The organism is Scandinavium sp., assembly GCF_036271055.1.
In the GTDB taxonomy this organism is placed as follows: Bacteria; Pseudomonadota; Gammaproteobacteria; order Enterobacterales; family Enterobacteriaceae; genus Scandinavium.
Window position 1 is genome coordinate 25,031 of the sequence record NZ_DATBBJ010000027.1, and the last position, 20,208, is coordinate 45,238.

Annotated in this window: 17 protein-coding genes and 2 tRNA genes; 8 read left to right on the top strand and 11 right to left on the bottom strand. The window is 53.5% G+C overall.

The window, feature by feature from the left end:
- Positions 1 to 426 precede the first annotated feature (426 nt).
- Both VH187_RS03060 and VH187_RS03065 read left to right on the top strand, forming a co-directional pair.
- Positions 427 to 1,881: an AMP nucleosidase gene (locus VH187_RS03060; protein WP_329700227.1), complete on the top strand. Its 1,455-nt coding sequence runs from the start codon at positions 427 to 429 to the stop codon at positions 1,879 to 1,881.
- A gap of 17 nt (positions 1,882 to 1,898) precedes the next feature.
- Positions 1,899 to 3,665 (top strand): aminopeptidase P family protein, encoded by a 1,767-nt coding sequence (locus VH187_RS03065; RefSeq protein WP_329700012.1) that lies wholly within the window; start codon positions 1,899 to 1,901, stop codon positions 3,663 to 3,665.
- 118 nt (positions 3,666 to 3,783) lie between these two features.
- Here VH187_RS03065 and VH187_RS03070 read toward each other — a convergent pair.
- The 4 genes from VH187_RS03070 to VH187_RS03085 all read right to left on the bottom strand — a co-directional run bounded on the left by VH187_RS03070 (position 3,784) and on the right by VH187_RS03085 (position 7,185).
- Positions 3,784 to 3,859, bottom strand: a tRNA-Asn gene (locus VH187_RS03070).
- Positions 3,860 to 3,963: 104 nt separating this feature from the next.
- Positions 3,964 to 5,352, bottom strand: a complete 1,389-nt coding sequence (locus VH187_RS03075; protein WP_329700013.1) for an APC family permease — start codon at positions 5,350 to 5,352, stop codon at positions 3,964 to 3,966.
- 247 nt (positions 5,353 to 5,599) lie between these two features.
- On the bottom strand, positions 5,600 to 5,788 hold the full coding sequence (locus VH187_RS03080) for a hypothetical protein (RefSeq protein WP_329700014.1): 189 nt from the start codon (positions 5,786 to 5,788) through the stop codon (positions 5,600 to 5,602).
- Positions 5,767 to 7,185 (bottom strand): glutamine synthetase family protein, encoded by a 1,419-nt coding sequence (locus tag VH187_RS03085; protein WP_329700015.1) that lies wholly within the window; start codon positions 7,183 to 7,185, stop codon positions 5,767 to 5,769. Before VH187_RS03085 ends, VH187_RS03080 begins: the two co-directional genes overlap by 22 nt.
- Before the next feature lie 212 nt (positions 7,186 to 7,397).
- Here VH187_RS03085 and puuD point away from each other — a divergent pair, with 212 nt between their 5' ends.
- The 4 genes from puuD to VH187_RS03105 all read left to right on the top strand — a co-directional run bounded on the left by puuD (position 7,398) and on the right by VH187_RS03105 (position 11,657).
- A complete protein-coding gene (gene puuD, locus VH187_RS03090; RefSeq protein ID WP_329700016.1) occupies positions 7,398 to 8,162 on the top strand; it encodes a gamma-glutamyl-gamma-aminobutyrate hydrolase in 765 nt (254 codons plus the stop codon).
- A gap of 25 nt (positions 8,163 to 8,187) precedes the next feature.
- Positions 8,188 to 8,745 carry an HTH-type transcriptional regulator PuuR gene (gene puuR, locus VH187_RS03095; RefSeq protein ID WP_329700017.1) on the top strand — a complete coding sequence of 186 codons (558 nt, stop codon included), beginning with the start codon at positions 8,188 to 8,190 and terminating at the stop codon, positions 8,743 to 8,745.
- A 141-nt stretch (positions 8,746 to 8,886) separates the two neighbouring features.
- Positions 8,887 to 10,374: an aldehyde dehydrogenase PuuC gene (gene puuC / locus VH187_RS03100; RefSeq protein WP_329700018.1), complete on the top strand. Its 1,488-nt coding sequence runs from the start codon at positions 8,887 to 8,889 to the stop codon at positions 10,372 to 10,374.
- A 2-nt stretch (positions 10,375 to 10,376) separates the two neighbouring features.
- Positions 10,377 to 11,657, top strand: a complete 1,281-nt coding sequence (locus tag VH187_RS03105) for an NAD(P)/FAD-dependent oxidoreductase (protein WP_329700019.1) — start codon at positions 10,377 to 10,379, stop codon at positions 11,655 to 11,657.
- A 173-nt stretch (positions 11,658 to 11,830) separates the two neighbouring features.
- On the opposite strand, the gene VH187_RS03110 is transcribed toward VH187_RS03105, so the two are convergent.
- Positions 11,831 to 13,255 (bottom strand): EmmdR/YeeO family multidrug/toxin efflux MATE transporter, encoded by a 1,425-nt coding sequence (locus VH187_RS03110; RefSeq protein WP_329700020.1) that lies wholly within the window; start codon positions 13,253 to 13,255, stop codon positions 11,831 to 11,833.
- A gap of 191 nt (positions 13,256 to 13,446) precedes the next feature.
- On the opposite strand from VH187_RS03110, the gene VH187_RS03115 reads away from it, so the two are divergent.
- A tRNA-Asn gene (locus VH187_RS03115) sits at positions 13,447 to 13,522 on the top strand.
- Between the two features lie 96 nt (positions 13,523 to 13,618).
- Here VH187_RS03115 and VH187_RS03120 read toward each other — a convergent pair.
- The 4 genes from VH187_RS03120 to dacD form a co-directional block, all read right to left on the bottom strand.
- Positions 13,619 to 13,954, bottom strand: a complete 336-nt coding sequence (locus tag VH187_RS03120; protein WP_329700021.1) for a DUF496 family protein — start codon at positions 13,952 to 13,954, stop codon at positions 13,619 to 13,621.
- Positions 13,955 to 14,118: 164 nt separating this feature from the next.
- Positions 14,119 to 15,177 carry an FUSC family protein gene (locus VH187_RS03125; protein WP_329700022.1) on the bottom strand — a complete coding sequence of 353 codons (1,059 nt, stop codon included), beginning with the start codon at positions 15,175 to 15,177 and terminating at the stop codon, positions 14,119 to 14,121.
- Positions 15,178 to 15,278: 101 nt separating this feature from the next.
- A complete protein-coding gene (sbmC, locus tag VH187_RS03130) occupies positions 15,279 to 15,752 on the bottom strand; it encodes a DNA gyrase inhibitor SbmC (RefSeq protein WP_329700023.1) in 474 nt (157 codons plus the stop codon).
- A 139-nt stretch (positions 15,753 to 15,891) separates the two neighbouring features.
- Complete coding sequence (gene dacD, locus VH187_RS03135; protein WP_329700024.1) at positions 15,892 to 17,058, bottom strand: serine-type D-Ala-D-Ala carboxypeptidase DacD; 1,167 nt, start codon at positions 17,056 to 17,058, stop codon at positions 15,892 to 15,894.
- 188 nt (positions 17,059 to 17,246) lie between these two features.
- On the opposite strand from dacD, the gene sbcB reads away from it, so the two are divergent.
- Entirely contained in the window at positions 17,247 to 18,671 is a 1,425-nt protein-coding gene (gene sbcB / locus VH187_RS03140; protein ID WP_329700025.1) for an exodeoxyribonuclease I, read from the top strand.
- Between the two features lie 63 nt (positions 18,672 to 18,734).
- Here sbcB and VH187_RS03145 read toward each other — a convergent pair whose 3' ends face one another.
- Entirely contained in the window at positions 18,735 to 20,093 is a 1,359-nt protein-coding gene (locus tag VH187_RS03145) for an APC family permease (RefSeq protein WP_329700026.1), read from the bottom strand.
- Positions 20,083 to 20,145, bottom strand: a complete 63-nt coding sequence (gene yoeI / locus VH187_RS23435; RefSeq protein WP_414713902.1) for a membrane protein YoeI — start codon at positions 20,143 to 20,145, stop codon at positions 20,083 to 20,085. Before yoeI ends, VH187_RS03145 begins: the two co-directional genes overlap by 11 nt.
- Between the last annotated feature and the right edge of the window lie 63 nt (positions 20,146 to 20,208).

Genomic DNA, 20,208 nt, shown 5'->3' on the forward strand with positions numbered 1-20,208 from the left:
TTGGTCGATGCAGATAAGTTAGTTTTATTCTCATTGGTCCATATGAACGATATTAGTGTCGTTAACCGATGCAAAACCTTACCGACAACGAACAGCGATTACAAAACGATGTAATGACAAATCCTCTTTGAGACAATTCATTTATTCGTATTAACCAACTGATTTTTATAAGCTTCACCAAAATAACGTATTATATTTTGTTACAGGCAATGGTTGAGGTTTTTTTACCTGACGGTCAAGATTTCAGACCTCCTGCGAACAAGCACGCTTTCCCTGAAGCGATAAAGGGGGGAAACCAGCGTGCCCTATGAGTCATTCACCGCGAAGTGCATAGCGTCTAACCAGACGGTTATCTGCTGGCTTTTGTTTCACATTCCTGTGACATACTATCGGGTAACATCGCAGAGCAGAGACAAGGAGCGAATGATGAACAATAAGGCTACCGGCCTGACGCCGGAACAAGCGCTGGAGCAACTCGACGCGCTCTACAACCAATCGGTTACCGCCCTGCGTGAAGCCATTGGTCGTTATATCAATGACAACGTTCTGCCCGACACAGAACAACGCGCGAAAGGATTATTTGTTTATCCCGCGCTGTCTGTTTCCTGGGATGGCGAAGCGCATAACGCGCTGAAAACCCGCGCCTGGGGCCGCTTTACTCACGCCGGTTGCTACACCACCACCATCACCCAACCGACGCTGTTTCGCCCCTATTTGCTCGAACAGCTTACGTCGCTGTATCAGGACTACGGCGCGCACATCACCGTGGAACGGTCGCAGCATGAAATTCCGTATCCTTATGTGATTGACGGCTCAACGCTGACACTTGACCGCTCAATGAGCGCGGGCCTGACTCGTCATTTCCCAACAACTGAACTGGCGCAGATTGGCGATGAAACGGCAGATGGATTGTTCCATCCGACTGAGTATTATCCGCTGTCACATTTTGACGCCCGTCGCGTGGATTTCTCTCTCGCCCGCCTGCGTCACTACACCGGCACGCCAGTCGAACATTTCCAGCCATTTGTTCTGTTCACTAACTACACCCGATATGTGGATGAATTCGTCCGCTGGGGTTGCAGCCAGATTCTTGACCCGGACAGCCCGTACATCGCCCTTTCCTGTGCAGGTGGCGTGTGGATCACCGCCGATACCGAAGCGCCGGAAACCGCCGTCTCTGATCTGGCGTGGAAAAAACACCAGATGCCCGCCTGGCATTTGATCACCAAAGACGGCCAGGGCATCACGCTTATCAACATCGGTGTGGGTCCAGCGAATGCCAAGACTATCTGCGACCATCTGGCAGTATTACGCCCCGACGTATGGCTGATGATTGGTCACTGCGGCGGCCTGCGTGAAAGCCAGACCATCGGCGATTACGTGCTGGCGCATGCTTATCTGCGTGATGACCACGTATTGGATGCCGTGCTGCCACCGGATATCCCTATCCCGAGCATCGCCGAAGTACAGCGCGCGCTGTACGACGCCACCAAACAGGTAAGCGGCATGCCGGGCGAAGAGGTCAAACACCGCCTGCGCACTGGCACCGTAGTCACCACCGATGACCGTAACTGGGAGCTGCGTTATTCCGCTTCTGCACTGCGTTTCAACCTGAGCCGCGCGGTTGCTATTGATATGGAAAGCGCCACGATTGCCGCTCAGGGCTACCGCTTCCGCGTTCCCTACGGCACGCTGCTGTGCGTGTCAGATAAACCGTTGCACGGCGAAATCAAACTGCCAGGCCAGGCAAATCGTTTTTATGAAGGGGCCATTTCGGAGCACTTACAGATTGGCATTCGCGCCATCGATCTGCTGCGCGCCGAGGGCGACAAGCTGCATTCGCGCAAACTGCGCACCTTCAACGAACCTCCGTTCCGATAACCCTCAGGATAATGACAATGCAAACCTCATCACCGCTGTCTTCCCTACGCAGCACGCTCTCAGCACTTGGGCTTGATGGCATGATCGTGCCGCGCGCGGATGCGTGGCAAAGCGAATACGCTTCCCCGCACGATGACAAACTGGCGTGGCTGACGGGCTTTACCGGCTCGGCGGGTGTTGCGCTGGTGCTTCAGGATCGCGCGCTGATTTTTGTCGATGGGCGTTATCAGGTTCAGGTTCGTCAGGAAGTCGATACGCAGACGTGGGACATTCATCATTTACACAATGATCCGCTGGAAAATCATCTGCCTGCCAGCAGCCGTATCGGTTTCGATCCAATGCTGATGGCCAACAGCCAGTTTGAAGCGCTGAAAATGGCTGGCTGCGAGCTGGTTCCGCTGGCGCAAGATCCTTTTGCCACCGTCTGGCACGATCGCCCTGCCGCCCCGATTGGCGCTATCCGTGAGATGCCGTTATCCATTGCGGGTGAAAGCAGTGAAGAGAAACGTGCGCGTATCGCGGCAAAACTGGATGCGCTGGACGCAGATTACCTCGCCATCACGCAACCGGATAATATCGCCTGGCTGTTGAACGTGCGCGGGTCGGATATCGCTACCAGCCCGGTGCCCCTCTCTTTTGTCTTGCTCAGCCTCAACGGTGACGTGGAATGGTTTGTGGATGAAAGGAAAACGGCCACTTTGCCGCAGGCGTTGCTCTCGAGCCTGACACTGTCGCCAATGGAACAGCTCGTTCCTCGCTGCCAGCAAATCGCCAGCGGGAAACGTGTCCAACTGGATGCCGACAGCGCACCTGTGGCGTTGCGCTTTGCCGTAGAACAACATGGCGGTGAAGTGAAATGGGCAGCTGACCCGATAACCTTTATCAAGGCGACCAAAAATCAGGTTGAGCTGGAAGGCTACCGGGACAGTCATCATCAGGATGGCGCGGCATGGGTGAATTTCCTCGCCTGGTTGGCGCATGAAGTGCCGGTGCGTATCGCCGCCGGAAATCCGCTGACCGAGTTAGAAGCACAGGCCAAACAGCTTGCCTTCCGCGAGCAGCAGGAAAACTTTATCGAGCAGAGTTTTGGCACCATCTCAGCGGCATCGGCCAATGCCGCGATGTGCCATTACCATTCAAGCGAAAGCACCAACGCCGCCATTACCGCCGACAGCTTCTACCTGAATGATTCTGGTGGGCAGTACCATAACGGCACAACCGATGCCACGCGCACGCTGGCGTATGGTCCGCTCGATCCACAGCGCAAACTGCATTACACGGCCGTACTGAAAGGCTTTTTATCGCTTATCACGCTCACCTTCCCTTCCGGCAGTTTCGGACATCAGTTGGATGCGTTTGCGCGCCGTCATCTGTGGGAACTGGGCCTTGATTTCGATCACGGCACCGGACACGGTGTGGGGCATCAATTACTGATCCACGAAGCGCCGCACCGTATCGCCAAAAAGGTCAATCCGTGGCCGCTGGCGGCAGGCAATATCATCACCATCGAGCCGGGTTATTATCGGGAAGGTGAATACGGCATTCGCATTGAAAATCAGGTGGAAGTGGTCGACGCATTGCCAGGCTTCTGCCGCTTTGCCTCGCTGACGATGATCCCGATTGACCTGAGCCAGGTAGAACTCAATCTGCTTACCGATCAGGAAAAACAGTGGCTGGACGATTACCATCAACAAGTGCGTGAAACCCTTTCCCCACGCGTCGACAGCGATGCCCGCCCTTGGCTATTTGCAGCGACCGCGCCTGTGAGAGTTCAGGTGAGTTAATTCTACGAAATACACCGGGTGGCGCGGCGTTGTGCTTCCCGGTGTTCAGATCTTAGGCCTACGCAAACGTAGAAAAGCAAAAAGCCCGTTCAGTTTCCTGAACGGGCTTTTCTAAATATGGCTCCTCTGACTGGACTCGAACCAGTGACATACGGATTAACAGTCCGCCGTTCTACCGACTGAACTACAGAGGAATCGTGTGAACGGGGCGCATATTAGCGATGCGCCCGTTCCTTGTCAAAGCCTGTTTTTCACAATTTTACTCGTTTGGCGATTTCTTCTCCAACCGCCGGAGAAATCACTCCCAGGCCCGTTCCGCTTTGGCTGCGTCAAACTGCGGCGGCGGCTTGCGGAAACGGCGTGTCAGATAGGTCAGATACAACAGACCAACTGCGGCCCACACCAGTCCCAACGTCAATGACGTCATCTCAAGGTTGATCCACAGCACGGCAACGGTCGCGGCACCCACCAGCGGCAGGATCAGATAATGCAGTTTATCTTTCCAGGTTTTGTTGCGCCCTTCGCGACGCCAGAAGTGGTTGAACACCGACAGGTTCACGAAGGTAAAGGCCACCAGCGCACCGAAGTTGATCAGCGCCGTCGCGGTGACCAGGTCAAAGAACAGTGCGGAAAGTGAGACAACCCCAACCATCAGCACGTTCAGCGCCGGAGTGCGCCATTTCGGGTGCACGTAACCGAAGTATTTTTCCGGGAATACGTTGTCACGGCCCATTACATACAACAACCGTGAAACGCTCGCATGTGATGCTAGGCCAGAAGCCAGCGTGTTCACAAACGTGGTGCAGAGGAAAATTGACTGGAACAGTTTACCGCCAACATACAGGGCGATTTCCGGCAACGCCGCGTCCGGATTCTTGAAGCGACTGATGTCCGGGAAGAACAGCTGCATAAAGAACGACGCCACGATAAAGATAATGCCGCCGTACACTGCCGTCAGGAAGATCGCTTTCGGGATGGTGCGCGCCGCATCCGGCGTTTCTTCTGAAAGCGTGGTGACCGCATCAAATCCCAGGAACGAGAAACAGACTATCGTCGCCCCGGTAATTATCGGGATCAGGTGTGCGTTCTGGCTGATGAACGGTTGCAGCGACCAAACCGTGCCGACGCCCTCGCCTTTATGCAACCCTTGCACCACCAGGAAGATGAACACCACCATGATGCAAATCTGCACTAGCACGAACAAAGTGTTGAAGTTCGCCACCAGGTTCACACTTTTGAGGTTGGCCGCCGTGAGGATCACCACAAAGCCGACCACCCAAATCCACGGCGCCACGCCGGGGAACAGCGCAGAGAGATAGATTTTCGCCAGCAGGACGTTAATCATCGGCAGGAACAGATAATCCAGCAACGATGACCATCCCACCATAAAGCCAACATGTGGGCTTATCGACTTTTGCGCGTAAGTATAGGCAGAACCTGCCTGTGGGAATTGACGAACCAGTTTACCGTAACTGATAGCGGTGAACAGCACACCCGCCAGTGCCAGCAGATAGGACATTGGTACGTGACCGTTACTGATCCCGGAAACAATACCGAAAGTATCAAACACCGACATCGGCGTGAGATAGGCCAACCCCATCACCACCACCTGCCAGAGTTTTAAAGATTTGCGCAACTGCGGTTTGCCCGCCTGCGACTGGAGTTCGAGCGCTGAATTAGTCGCCATGACGAAGCCCCCCCATGCGCGTCCAGGTTTGCGATAATGTCGTCGTTGTTGCAAACCTGCTTAGCCTGGGGGTGAGTCGTGTTAATAAAGGAGTAAACGTCGGGCAATGACCGATAGACGGTCCGTCGTAATCAATGCGGCAGCAGCATTCGCCTTCGCCGTGCGGGTATTTGAACATCTGCATCATCTCATTTCCTCGTCATACAATCTGTCGTTTAACTGAAGACCCGTTGCCGCCCGCGCTCCATTACGCGACATCGGGAAATGGCAGGTTGCCCTGCAAAACGTCCGGTCTGGCTCCGCTCAGACCGATGATGCTGCTTATTTTTTCTTTTTCGCCCGGTGGCGCTTCGCTGACCGGGCCTACACACGACGTAGGCCGGGCAAACGGAGTGCCGCCCGGCATGACACCGGTCAGGCGTTTTTCAGCATCCACTCAATTTCAGTTTCTGTGATAAGACGCTCAAACTGAATCAACTCATCGTTCTTACAGGCGTGGTACACATGGCTGAAACGTTCGCCCATCAGTGTGCGCAGGTTGTCGTTCTGCATGAATTCCCACAGGGAATCGCTCTGGCGGATAGGGAACGGCAGCCCTTCCTGCTCCAGACCATTGCCTTCGACTTCTTCCTGCAACGGCAGCTCGTTATCGAGACCGTGCAAAATACCCGCGAGGATAGAGGCCATCACCAGATATGGGTTGGCATCTGCCCCCGCCACGCGGTACTCGACACGATGACTGTCACGATCGCCACAAGGGATACGCAGCGCAACGGTACGGTTGTTATGCCCCCATGAAGCCTGCGTTGGCACATACATACCTGGCTGGAAACGACGGTAGGAGTTTACGTTAGGCGCTAACAGTGCCATAGAAGCTGGCATCAGATCTATCATTCCTGCCAGTGCACGCTTAAGGATGCTCGAATCTTCGCCATCGGCGTCAGCCAGCACGTTCTCGCCCTTCGCATTCAGGACGCTGATATGAATGTGCATCCCGCTGCCGGCATGCTCTTCATATGGCTTGGCCATAAAGGTGGCGTGCATTTTGTGTTTTTCCGCCACCGTACGCACCAAACGTTTCAGGGCCAGCGCATCGTCGCAGGCATCCAGCACGTTATCGGTGTGGTGAAGGTTAATTTCGAACTGACCCGGTGACGCTTCGGCGACAGCGCCATCGGCAGGAATCAACTGCAGACGCGCTAAATCATCAATATCGGTCAGCACATCGGCAAAATGGTTCAGGTTATCAACGGAGTAGACCTGGCTTTGGGTGTTACGGTCATCGGTGCCCGGCGCGCATGGCGGTTGCAGGTAACCTTCAGTATCACGCTGACGATCGAGTAAATAGAACTCCAGCTCTACCGCTACCACGGGGAACAGACCGCGCTGGCGCAATTGCTGCCAGAGTCGATTCAGCACGTTCCGTGGCTCAACGTCAAAGGGAGCGCCATCTTCATCCAGCATGGTCAACTGCACCTGCCCGATAAACTCCGGGTCAGCCGCTGACGGGGTTAAGGTGCCCAGCACCGGCACACAATTGCGATCGGGTTCGCCCAGTTCTTGTCCTAGCCCGGCTTCTTCTACTACGTTGCCCAGAATATCCATCGCAAACACCGACGCCGGGAAGTAGCAACCTTTCTCAATCTTACGCAGGCTGGCGACCGGAATACGTTTGCCACGGAAGCAACCGTTCAGATCGGTTAGCAGAACATCAACATATTGGGTATTGGGGTAGTTTTCGAGGAAGGTTTTGACTTCGCGTGCAAACGCGCTACTTCGTCTCTCTTCGGAATGCTGAACAAAATTCTCAACTTCTACGATATTGGTTTCCATGATTCACCGCCGTTGCTTTAGATGCCGGTCATTCGCTCAGACCGTTAAATATAATGTCCACTTTTCGACAATGATACCAATCCAAATGTTTGTCAAATGTTAAATTGAGTTTGCAAAACGGTTATCTCGCTGCTAGATTGAGAAAATATTGAACGGAACAGAGCCATATGGAAGATTTTGGCAATAATTTAGTCCAGACTGTGAGGTTGATCATGGGCAATATATTTGACAAGCCGCTTATCGGCGTTGTGATGTGCAGAAACAGGCTTAAGGGTCACGAGACCCAAACGTTGCAAGAAAAGTACCTGAATGCTGTATTGAATGCTGGCGGTTTGCCGATTGCCTTGCCCCATGCATTAGCAGAGCCAGAACTGCTGAATGCGCTACTGCCAAAACTTGATGGTATTTTCTTGCCTGGCAGCCCCAGCAATGTGCAGCCGCACCTTTATGGTGAAAACGGCGATGAGCCTGACGCCGATCCCGGGCGTGATGAATTGAGCATGGCGTTGATCACCGCCGGGCTTGAGAGGCGCATCCCCATTTTCGCCATCTGCCGGGGTTTGCAGGAACTGGTTGTCGCGACTGGCGGGACTCTGTATCGTCGCCTGTGCGATCAGCCTCAGTTCCTGGAACACCGTGAAGATCCGGAACTCCCGGTGGAGCAACAATATGCGCCATCTCACGAAGTCCAGGTTCAAGAGGGAGGATTGCTTTCCAGGTTAATACCGGGTTGCAACACGTTTTGGGTAAATTCATTACACGGACAAGGCGCTAAAACGCTCGGCCCGTTACTGCGTGTGGAAGCCCGCGCGCAGGACGGTCTGTTAGAAGCTGCCAGCGTTCACGACCACCCATTCGCATTAGGTGTGCAGTGGCACCCTGAATGGAACAGTAGCGAATACGCCCTGTCACGCTTGTTGCTTGAAGGTTTTATCACCGCTTGTCAGAACCATCACGCTGAAAAACAGCGACTCTGACCCCTACTGTTAAGGAAATACCGATATGAGCGATGACGGCCTGGCGCCGGGTAAACGTTTGTCAGCGATCCGCCAGCAATTGGGTCTCTCTCAACGTCGTGCCGCCGAACTGTCTGGATTAACGCATAGCGCCATCAGCACCATAGAACAGGACAAAGTCAGTCCTGCCATCAGTACGCTGCAAAAGCTGCTGAAAGTTTATGGGCTGTCGCTCTCCGAGTTCTTCGCGGAACCGGAAAAACCTGATGAGCCGCAGGTGATTATCAATCAGGACGACCTGATTGAAATCGGCAGTCAGGGGGTTTCAATGAAGTTGGTTCATAACGGAAATCCGAACCGGACACTGGCAATGATCTTCGAGACCTACCCACCGGGTACAACCACCGGGGAGAGGATCAAACACCAGGGTGAGGAAATAGGCACGATACTGGAAGGTGAAGTGCTCCTGACCATCAACGGCCAGGATTACCACCTCGTTGCAGGGCAGAGTTATGCCATCAACACCGGCATACCGCACAGCTTCAGCAACACCTCGGCAGGCATCTGCCGCATTATCAGCGCCCACACGCCCACCACGTTCTGATTCCCGTATGGCCTGAGTTTCTCAGGCCATTTTCAACAATACGTTTTTCACAGGATTTATTTCCTGGGACCTCTTGCAGCCTGATTTTGCCGTTAGCAGCACAGAAAGACCGATTATCTATTTGAATTCAAAGGAGTCAGCATGGACTTTCAGCATCTGAATTACTGGCAGGAAAAAGCGAAAAATGCCGTACCTGAAACCCGTCTATTTATTAACGGGGAATATTGTCAGGCACAGGATAACAGCACGTTTGAGACTGTAGATCCGGCAGGGCAACGCACGCTGGCTCACGTCGCTCGCGGTAAAAAGGCGGATGTGGACAGTGCCGTGCGCGGTGCTCGCGAGGTGTTCGAACGCGGTGACTGGTCGCAGGCCTCACCGGCTAAACGTAAAGCCGTGCTCAATAAGCTGGCGGATTTGATGGAGCAGCATCACGAGGAACTGGCGCTGCTGGAGACGCTCGATACCGGCAAGCCTATTCGCCATAGCCTGCGTGATGATATTCCAGGCAGCGCCCGCGCTATCCGTTGGTATGCCGAAGCGATCGATAAAGTGTATGGCGAAGTCGCCACCACCGGCGTGAACGATCTGGCGCTGATTGTGCGCGAACCGGTCGGCGTGATTGCTGCCGTCGTTCCCTGGAACTTCCCGCTGTTGTTGTCCTGCTGGAAACTGGGCCCCGCCCTTGCCGCAGGCAACAGCGTTATCCTCAAGCCGTCTGAGAAATCGCCACTGACCGCCATTCGTCTGGCGGGGCTTGCGAAAGAAGCCGGATTGCCGGACGGCGTGTTCAACGTCATCCCTGGTTTTGGTCATGAAGCGGGCCAGGCGCTGTCCCAGCATCCTGACGTCGATGTGATCACTTTCACGGGTTCAACCCGTACCGGCAAACAGCTGCTGAAAGACGCAGGTGACAGCAACATGAAACGCGTCTGGCTGGAAGCGGGCGGTAAAAGCGCCAACATTGTTTTCGCCGACTGCCCGGATCTGGAGAAAGCCGCCGCGACGACTGCCGCCGGTATTTTCTACAACCAGGGCCAGGTGTGTATCGCCGGAACGCGCTTGCTGCTCGAAGAGAGCATCGCCGACGAGTTCCTCGCTCTGCTAAAAGAACAGGCCAAAAACTGGCTGCCCGGCAACCCGCTCGACCCGAATACCACTATGGGTACGCTGATTGATAACGCCCACGCCGATCTGGTGCACGGCTTTATTCGCGATGGCGAAACGCAGGGCAAACTCGCGCTGGATGGCCGCGACGGTAAACATCCGGCGGCGATCGGCCCCACCATTTTTGTTGATACCACCCCAGATGCTCGCGTTGGTCGGGATGAAATCTTCGGCCCGGTACTGGTCGTCTCCCGCTTTAAAAGCGAAGCGCAGGCGCTGGAAATCGCTAACAACAGCGATTATGGCCTCGGGGCCGCCGTGTGGACCCGCGATTTATCGCGCGCGCACCGAATGAGCCGTCGCCTGAAAGCCGGTTCCGTGTTCGTCAATAACTACAACGATGGCGACATGACCGTGCCGTTTGGCGGCTATAAGCAGAGCGGCAACGGGCGCGATAAGTCCCTGCACGCGCTGGAAAAATTTAGTGAACTGAAAACTATCTGGATTGCCCTGGAGCCTTAATCATGACTGAACATACCACCAGCTATTACGCCGCGAGCGCCAATCAGTATGAACCGTTCCCGACGTTGACCGAGTCTGTTACCTGCGACGTGTGCGTGGTGGGCGGCGGTTACACCGGGCTTTCCTCGGCATTACATCTGGCCGAAATGGGGTATGACGTGGTGCTGTTGGAATCTGCCCGCATCGGCTTCGGCGCCAGCGGTCGCAACGGCGGACAACTGGTCAACTCCTACAGCCGCGACATCGACGTTATCGAACGTACCTACGGCCCTGATTCCGCCAAAATGCTCGGCAGCATGATGTTTGAAGGCGGCAAGATTATTCGCGAACGCATCAAACGTTATCAGATTGACTGCGACTATAAACCGGGCGGCCTGTTCGTGGCGATGAACCACAAGCAGCTCGAAACCCTGGAAGAGCAGAAAGCCAACTGGGAACGCTACGGCAACACCCAGCTTGAAATGCTGGACGCCAATGAACTGAAGCAGGAAGTGAACAGCGATCGTTATGTCGGCGCGCTACTCGATCACAGCGGCGGTCATATTCATCCGCTGAATTTGGCTATCAGTGAAGCTGACGCCATTCGCCTCAACGGTGGGCGAGTGTATGAGCAGTCCCCGGTGACGAATATTCAGCACACCAGCCCGGCGGTGGTTAGCACCGCGAAAGGCAACGTCACGGCGAAATATGTGATTGTGGCGGGTAATGCCTATCTTGGCGATAAATTGGAGCCGGAATTAGCGAAACGCAGCATGCCGTGCGGGACTCAGGTTCTGACCACTGAACCGTTGGGTGAAGATGTCGCCCGATCATTAATCCCGAAAAATTACTGCGTAGAAGACTGTAACTATCTGCTGGATTACTACCGTCTGACCGGCGATAACCGCCTGCTGTACGGCGGCGGCGTGGTGTATGGCGCACGCGATCCGGCAGACATTGAGCGTCTGGTGATGCCGAACTTGCTGAAAACCTTCCCGCAGCTGCAAGGGGTGAAAATTGATTACAGCTGGACGGGCAACTTCCTGCTGACGCTGTCTCGCATGCCCCAGTTTGGTCGTCTGGATAACAATATTTACTACATGCAGGGCTACAGCGGGCACGGCGTGACCTGTACGCATCTGGCGGGTCGGTTAATTGCCGAACTGCTGCGTGGCGACGCAGAGCGTTTCGACGCTTTTGCCAAACTGCCGCACTATCCGTTCCCGGGAGGCCGTACCTTGCGTATTCCGTTTACCGCAATGGGCGCGGCTTACTACAGTCTTCGCGATCGCCTTGGGGTGTAATGCTCGTCATACTTCAAGCTACAGGGGTGTTGGCTTCATTTCCTCTACAGCTTATTTTGAGCAATCATTATGATGACCCGACGTGCAGAGAGATCCCCTCTGCACGTTTTTTTATTTCCCGGCGGCGCGACAACCCCTGTAGGCCGGCGTAAGGCGTAGCCGCCACCCGGCTTTTACTCCTGCCGGATCCGTGGATATTTCCACAGCCAGCGCCCGCTGACCATACGCCAATAAAACGCCACGCCGCGCACCGCCCAGTCGAGGAACATCCCGAGCCATACGCCGACGACGCCCATTCCGAGCACAATCCCTAACAGATAACCGGCGACCACGCGCGCGCCCCACATACTGAACATCGACACCCACATCGCAAAACGGGCATCACGAGCGCCTTTCAGACCTGCCGGTAACACCCACGACGCAGACCAGATCGGCATAAAAGCGGCGTTCAGCCACAGCAGTTCTTTCACCACCTGTTGCACGTCCGCTTCATGGGTATAGAAGGAAGCGAACAAGCCCGCAAACGGCGCGGTCCCCCAGGCAATGGCGGTGAGCACAATTGTCGACATCCAGAACACATGCCGCAGTTGGCGTTCGGCCTGCCCTATCTGCCCTTTGCCTAAGCGTTTGCCGGTGATGATCGTGGAAGCCGATCCCAGCGCATTCCCCGGCAGGTTAATCAGTGAGGCCACCGAGAAGGCGATAAAGTTACCCGCAATGACGTCGGTGCCCATCCCTGCTACAAACATTTGCGTCAGTAGTTTGCCGCTATTAAACAGCACCGATTCGATACTCGCCGGGATACCAATCCCCATCACTTCCCAGATAATGGCGAAATTAAGGGGTTTCAGATAACTTTTGAGCGGGATACGCAGCGCCGGATTAAAGCCCACCGCCAGCACAGCGATAATCGCGGCAGCACCAATATAGCGTGAAATAGTTAAGCCCAGACCGGCACCGGCAAAGCCCATGCCCTGCCAGGAAAACGCGCCGTAAATCAGGATGCTACTGATGATGATATTGAGGATATTCATCCCGCCGTTAATCAGCAGCGGAATTTTGGTGTTGCCTGCCCCGCGCAGCGCACCGCTGCCGATCAGCGCAATCGCCGCCGCCGGATAGCTCAACACCGTCAGTTCAAGATAAGTCAGCGCCAGTTCTTTGACATGCGGGGAGGCAGCCCCTGCCACCACTTCGATAATTTCCCGACCAAACAGGTGAATGACCACCGCAAGGATTATCGAGAACAAAGTCATTATCACCAATGACTGCCGCGCCGCTGCCCGCGCCTGTTTTCGGTTCCGACTGCCAAGACTAAAGGCAACGACGACCGTGGTCCCCAAATCAATTGCGGTGAAAAAGGCCATGATGACCATGTTAAAACTGTCGGCCAACCCAACGCCTGCCATCGCATCCGCACCGAGCCAGCTCACCAAAAAGGTACTGAGCACGCCCATCAACAGGACGCAGGTGTTTTCCAGAAAGATAGGCACAGCAAGGGGGGTGATTTCGCGCCAGAAAAGAGTACGGTAGGTCTTGCGGTTTTTATACCAGGTAGTGCGAGTGACAGCCTGGCGTACAGCGGCAGAGACGTTCAAAGGGTGCCTTAGAGAGAAAGTTGAAACCTCGTTTTAAATAATGAGGGAGAATCGGCAAACCTGCAACGTCGTTTTGCGTTTAAATTGTGGGTAAATACAACAGATTGTTGATGGAACCAGCAGTCACGCACAAAGGCGAAAATGGGGTTTGACAAATATTTCCCCGCCGCTAAGATAGGCGTCCAACCGATTCCTCTGTAGTTCAGTCGGTAGAACGGCGGACTGTTAATCCGTATGTCACTGGTTCGAGTCCAGTCAGAGGAGCCATATTTAAAAAGCCTGCTTTCGAGCAGGCTTTTTGCTTTTCTGTCATCTGTACATGTTTAAACGCGATGAAGTTTATCCCCTCACCGCGTCAGCAACTTATTCGGCTTTGGTTTCTGCCGTTTTCAGCTCGCCCATCACTTTCAGTTTTTTGGAGATCTCGCGACGCTCTTTGGACAACTCAGCGTTTTTGATGATGTAGTCGTCTACGCGATCTTCGTAGTCGGTTTTCATGCTGGCGATGATGCCCTGAATGGCTTCAACGCTCATGCCTGGTTTGATGTAGTCACTGAGGTTATCAAGCAGCAGCACACGCTTCTGGTTGTCACGGACCTTTTTCTCAACGTCCTGAATCTCGCGCTGCAGTTTGTTTTTACGACGGAACAGACGAACAAACTCCAGAACGTCCTGGAACGAAGGCTTAATTATTTCCATTTTTACACCCCTGATAATGAAGATTCGGATTCGTAAAACAGCCGCTACGGGTAAACATAACTGCTAGCGACCGCGAATGACAATGGTTTTTGCTCTGTCTCAATCATAACCCTAAACGGTGCTGAATCGAAACAAGCGCACATTAAACCGTTACCGTGTGGGCGTTATTTGCGCAACGCCCGGCAAATCAGATGCGACAACAGTTCCAGCTGTCGCGCCAGTTCCATACTTAGCCAGACATAACCATGCATCGGCGTTTCTGCCAGGTTCTCGCCTTTATAATCACTCACCAGTTGGCGCAGCTCCGCCACAATGTCGTTGAGCTTTTCATTATTGGCCAGAATCGGCTGCGGATTGCCCTCGTACAATGCATGCGCGATGGTGAGCAGCGTTTGTTGTGTCATGTGCTGCATGTCGCGCAGAGTATGGGCATTGAGCATTACGTAATGGCTGCCACGCGACGCCCAATACGCATTAATTTGCAGTTCCAGCATGCAAACCAGATTCCGGTTGACGGTCTGGATACCTTCAAAAATCGACTTCTGAATGCGTGTCTCTTTGCTCGCAGGCGTAATCAGACCGCGCATTTTGACCACTTCATTGAGCACTTTTTGCAGTCGGCGCTCCAGACGTGGACGTTCAAGCAAGTTCGGAGAAAAACCGGTTTGATAAAGGCGATTCAATTCAGTGACATAATTCGCCATCTGAATGCGCCAGTGAAGAAACGCCCGCTGGGGCCAGATACCGGTGAATAACATCGCCAGTAGCGAACCAATCACCACGTCCCCGCTTCGCCACAGCGCCATGTGCATGTCTCCGGCAGGTGCGCCGACGACCACGGAAAGCGTAATACCAATCAATAACGCCTGATACGGTTTTTTGCCCAGCGCCAGCCAACCACACAGGAACATAGCTGCCGCACACCACAGCAACATCAGCGGTAATGAGATCAGCTCCAGTTTGAGCGCCACCAGCCCCAGCACTGAGCCAAAGATGGTGCCACCAATGCGTTCGAACGCGCGCGGCACCACATTTCCCCAAAAGGATATCGGGCCCATGAGTACCACCAGCGTGATCAACGGCCAGGTCCCCTCCGGGATCTGCGACAGGCGCACCAACAGAAATGTCAGAATAAATGCGAGGGCAATCCGTACCCCGTGAACAACACGGTAGTGACGGTATAAACGGATTTCAAAAGGACTCAGGGATTTATCGGCGCGCACACCCGCTCTCCGGCCAGGGCAGAAAACACAATTGTATCTGTTTTTCTGCCACTGGCATCACGGATGCGCAAATAACCCTGAATATTTCAGGCTCTTTAACGTTAAAAAGCGCGTTTTTTAACAGGGATATACATTTCGATATCCCAATGACCATCCTGATTACCGTCATTGAGGTAAATCTCGAAGCAAGGTCTTGCGTCGAGCTCGTAATCTTTGTCTTCCAGCACGCTGTTAAAGAACTGCAGCCACGGCGTCGAGAAATCATGTTCGAGCACACGCGCTGGCGCTTTTGCGTAAGTGCCGGCAGCAACTTCGGTGACTATCACCCCTTCGCTGTTAGCAGGCGGCGTAAAGCCTTCACCAACAGTGACAACCGTATCGCAGCGCAGTTTTTCGGCGGGAACTTCATCGGGATTATCGTAGTAAACAGCAACCCACTCTTTCGCCGGGATTTTTTGACCATTCACCCACATTGCCAGCTGTTCGAATCCTTGTTTAACGGTTTGCTCCCATGGCCCAACCATGTGAAAACCTGCAACGACACGACGATTTTCCTGTTTGATGCTGTATTCCATGCTGCCTCCACTAATGAGATTACTGGATAAATATACATATAAAATGTAGCAAACGGACTTCAAGGAGTATGTGCGATATTTCACAGAACGGAAAAGTAAAACGCCCTCCGAAGAGGGCGTTGAGCGATAAAAGCGTTCGTCAGGATTTGTGATGCATCCAGTCGCTCAGGCGGGAGAACATTCCCCCTTTGCCAACGCTTTCCAGCGTCACCAGCGGCCAGTGCGCGACGATTTTATCACCGTCATAGAGTTCAATTTCCCCGACACGCTGATGAGCCGCGATGGGTGCATCGATCTCTTTCTTATCCATCACGTATTTGGCTTTGATTTTTGGCACTTCGGCTTTCGGTAGCGCCAGCCAGAAGTCCTGATCAGTACCCAAATCGATCTGCTCTTTATCACCGTACCAGATGCGCTCGGTGCCCACTTTCTTGCCATTATGCAGGATCTGCACGGTATCGAAGTTCTGTTGGCCCCATTGCAGCAATTTACGCGCCTGATCTTCACGGCCTTTCGGGCTTTCTGCTCCCATGACGACGGCAATCAGACGGCGTTTTCCATCAACGGCGGAAGCAATAAGATTGAAGCCTGCACTCGCGGTGTGGCCCGTTTTCAATCCGTCGACGTTAAGGGTTTTATCCCACAACAACCCGTTACGGTTGTTTTGGGTGATACCGTTCCACGTCAGACTTTTCTCACTGTACATATGGTAGAAGTCAGGCTCACCGTGAATGATTGCGCGGGATAATACCGCCAGATCGTAAGCCGAACTGTGCTGCCCTGGCGCATCCAGGCCATGCACCGTTTCGAAGTGGGTATCTTTCAGACCCAGCTTTTTCACGTAATCATTCATCATCGTGACGAATTGCGACTGACCGCCTGCGACATAATCCGCCAGCGCCACACAAGCATCGTTGCCGGAATCGACAATCAAACCGCGGCTGAGATCGTGGACGCTCAGACGATCGCCCGCTTTCAGAAACATCAGGGAAGAACCGTCAAACACCGGGTTACCCTTAGCCCAGGCATCACGGCCCACAGTCACAATATCGTCTGGCGAAATCCGGTGGCTGTCGATTGCGCGGTCAACTACATAACCCGTCATCAACTTCGTGAGACTGGCGGGATTGCGCTGCTGGTGCTCATTACCTGCGGTAAGGATCTGGCCAGTGGTATAATCCATCAGCACCCAGGCGGCGGCCTGAATAGCAGGAGGTTGTACTTTTGCGGGAATAAAATCTGCGGCAACTGCGCAGGAAATGCTCGAAGTGAGCAAAGAAACAGCAATAAAAAAACGGCCTTTCAACAGCATATCCTCAGCTTTCTTGTATTCCCGTTCTTTTTACGGCAGATACGCTTTGCTGACAGCATTAAATTGCAAGAAAGTATGACATTTGCTGCGAACCGCCTCGCAGGAGTCCCCTGCTCGCTTCTGGTAAAGAGGCAAATCGTTTACCATGACAGGCTAACGTGCACACGGAAAGCAGACACCTCATGCAAGAAACGCAACCGCAAGCCGGATTTCTGTTTCACGACTACGAAACCTTCGGCACTCGCCCGCAACTGGATCGCCCTGCTCAATTTGCGGCTATTCGCACTGATGCCGATTTCAATATCATTGGTGAGCCAGAAGTTTTCTACTGCAAGCCTGCAGACGATTATCTACCACAGCCTCAGGCGGTGATGATAACCGGCATCACACCGCAGGAAGCGCTGGCGAAAGGTGAAAACGAAGCGGCTTTCGCCCGCCGTATCCATGACCTGTTTACCGTCCCAAAAACCTGCGTGGTTGGCTACAACAACGTCCGCTTTGATGATGAAGTCACGCGCAATATCTTCTATCGCAACTTTTACGACCCTTACGCATGGAGTTGGCAGCATGATAACTCGCGCTGGGACCTGCTCGATGTGATGCGCGCTTGTTACGCCCTACGCCCGGAAGGCATTAATTGGCCAGAAAACGAAGACGGTTTACCCAGTTTTCGTCTGGAGCACCTGACCAAAGCCAACGGTATCGAACACAGCAACGCCCATGACGCGATGGCTGATGTGTATGCCACCATCGCAATGGCGAAGCTGGTGAAAGAACGTCAGCCTCGTCTGTTTAACTACCTTTATACTTATCGCGGCAAGAATAAGCTGGCGACGCTGATAGACGTCCCGCAAATGACCCCGTTGATGCATATCTCAGGCATGTTTGGCGCGTGGCGAGGCAATACCAGTTGGGTGGCACCGCTGGCCTGGCATCCGGATAACCGCAACGCGGTGATTATAGTTGATTTGGCAGGCGATATTTCACCGCTGCTTGAACTGAACGCTGATGAACTGCGTGAGCGTTTGTATACGCCAAAAGCGGATCTTGGCGATCTGGCGGCAGTGCCAGTAAAACTGGTGCATCTCAACAAATGCCCGATTCTGGCAAAGGCCAATACCCTTCGTCCGGAAGATGCCGAGCGTCTGGGGGTTAATCGTCAGCTGTGTCTGGATAACCTGAAAGTGCTGCGCGAAAACCCACAAGTTCGAGAGAAAGTGGTCGCCATTTTTGCCGAAGCGGAACCTTTCGTGCCGTCAGAGAATGTGGATACGCAACTGTATAACGGGTTCTTTAGCGATGCGGATCGCACCGCGATGAAAATCCTGCTGGAAACCGAACCACGCAATCTTCCAGCGCTGGATTTAACCTTCGCCGACAAACGAATCGAAAAACTGCTGTTCAACTATCGGGCGCGTAACTTCCCCGGCACACTGGATGAAAACGAGCAGCAGCGCTGGTTAGAACATCGTCGCGAGGTGTTTACGCCAGAGTTTCTGCAAGCCTACGCCAATGAGTTGCAAGAGCTGTACGTGCAATATGAAGGCAATAGCGAGAAACTCGCCCTGGTAAAAGCGCTGTATCAATACGCACAAGAGATTGTTTGAGTCTGAATGCGAGGCATAAAAAAACCGGAGACTGTGTCTCCGGTTTTTTTATCGCGAGAAAGCTTATGCGATGTCTTCGTACTGCGGAACCGGGTTACGGAAGCTACGGGTAACGCAGGCCAGATAAATCAGACCTACCGCGCCCCAAATCAAACCGAGAACCATAGAGCTCTCTTCCAGGTTGATCCACAGCGCACCGACTGTTAACGCACCCAATACCGGCATAATCAGGTAGTTGAAGTGGTCTTTCAGCGTTTTGTTACGCTTCTCGCGGATCCAGAACTGGGAAATGACCGACAGGTTAACGAAGGTGAATGCCACCAACGCACCGAAGTTGATCAACGCCGTAGCGGTCACCAGATCAAATTTAATCGCCAGCAGGGCAATCGCACCAACCAGCAATACGTTCCAGGCCGGAGTACGCCATTTCGGGTGAACGTAACCGAAGAAGCTTTTCGGGAACACGCCGTCACGCCCCATCACATACATCAGACGAGAAACGCCTGCGTGTGCGGCCATACCGGACGCCAGCACGGTAACGCTGGAGAAAATCAGGATGCACCACTGGAAGGTCGTACCCGCCACGTACAGCATGATTTCAGGCTGAGAAGCATCGGGATCTTTAAAGCGTGAGATGTCCGGGAAATAAAGTTGCAGGAAGTAAGAAGCAACAATAAAGACCAGGCCCCCAATCAGCGCCGTCAGGACGATCGCTTTAGGGATAACGCGCTCAGCATCTTTGGTTTCTTCAGACAGCGAAGAGATACCGTCAAAGCCCAGGAAGGAGAAGCACAGGATCGTCGCGCCAGTGATCATCGGCGTGATATGCGCGCCATCAGACCAGAACGGACGGCTGCTGGTCAACGTACCCGCGCCCACACCTTTATGAACGCCCCAGACGATCATGCCGACGATAACGGCCACGATACCCATCTGCAGCATCACAATCAGGGTGTTGAAGTTCGCCACGGTTTTAATGCTGCGCAGGTTAGAAATGGTCATAAAGGCCACTAACCCAACAACAAATATCCACGAAGGAACAGAAGGCACAAGTGCTTCGAAATAGATTTTCGCCAGCAGGATGTTGATCATCGGCATAAACAGATAATCAAGCAGCGAAGACCAGCCCACCATAAAGCCAACCGTCGGGCTAATGGATTTCTGAGCATAGGTATAAGCTGAACCTGCTGACGGATAGCGGCGAACCAGCTTACCGTAACTTAATGCAGTAAACAGGATGGCTATCAGAGCGAATGCATAGGCTGTCGGGACATGACCATCGGTCAGTCCAGATACGATACCGAAAGTATCGAACAGCGTCATAGGCTGCATATAGGCAAGACCCATCATAACAACCGGAATCAACGTAAGCGATTTACGTAATTCCACGCGAGAGGTGTTTGGAGTAGCGTTATGCGACATGGTTATTCCCCTTTACGGTGAAAGCCGTCGCGTAAGCAAAAGAATGCCCCATTTTTTAATAATCCTCGGCGACAACAACTGTCGATTTTTAGTAAGTATCTATCCGGTACGAAGC

What these genes read in the sequence shown, in the direction of transcription:
- VH187_RS03060 (WP_329700227.1), top strand. Translation starts at nt 427, where the DNA reads ATGAACAATAAGGCTACCGGCCTGACGCCGGAACAAGCGCTGGAGCAA.
- VH187_RS03065 (WP_329700012.1), top strand. Translation starts at nt 1,899, where the DNA reads ATGCAAACCTCATCACCGCTGTCTTCCCTACGCAGCACGCTCTCAGCA.
- VH187_RS03075 (WP_329700013.1), bottom strand. Translation starts at nt 5,352, where the DNA reads ATGGCGACTAATTCAGCGCTCGAACTCCAGTCGCAGGCGGGCAAACCG.
- VH187_RS03085 (WP_329700015.1), bottom strand. Translation starts at nt 7,185, where the DNA reads ATGGAAACCAATATCGTAGAAGTTGAGAATTTTGTTCAGCATTCCGAA.
- puuD (WP_329700016.1), top strand. Translation starts at nt 7,398, where the DNA reads ATGGGCAATATATTTGACAAGCCGCTTATCGGCGTTGTGATGTGCAGA.
- puuR (WP_329700017.1), top strand. Translation starts at nt 8,188, where the DNA reads ATGAGCGATGACGGCCTGGCGCCGGGTAAACGTTTGTCAGCGATCCGC.
- puuC (WP_329700018.1), top strand. Translation starts at nt 8,887, where the DNA reads ATGGACTTTCAGCATCTGAATTACTGGCAGGAAAAAGCGAAAAATGCC.
- VH187_RS03105 (WP_329700019.1), top strand. Translation starts at nt 10,377, where the DNA reads ATGACTGAACATACCACCAGCTATTACGCCGCGAGCGCCAATCAGTAT.
- VH187_RS03120 (WP_329700021.1), bottom strand. Translation starts at nt 13,954, where the DNA reads ATGGAAATAATTAAGCCTTCGTTCCAGGACGTTCTGGAGTTTGTTCGT.
- sbmC (WP_329700023.1), bottom strand. Translation starts at nt 15,752, where the DNA reads ATGGAATACAGCATCAAACAGGAAAATCGTCGTGTCGTTGCAGGTTTT.
- sbcB (WP_329700025.1), top strand. Translation starts at nt 17,247, where the DNA reads ATGCAAGAAACGCAACCGCAAGCCGGATTTCTGTTTCACGACTACGAA.
- VH187_RS03145 (WP_329700026.1), bottom strand. Translation starts at nt 20,093, where the DNA reads ATGTCGCATAACGCTACTCCAAACACCTCTCGCGTGGAATTACGTAAA.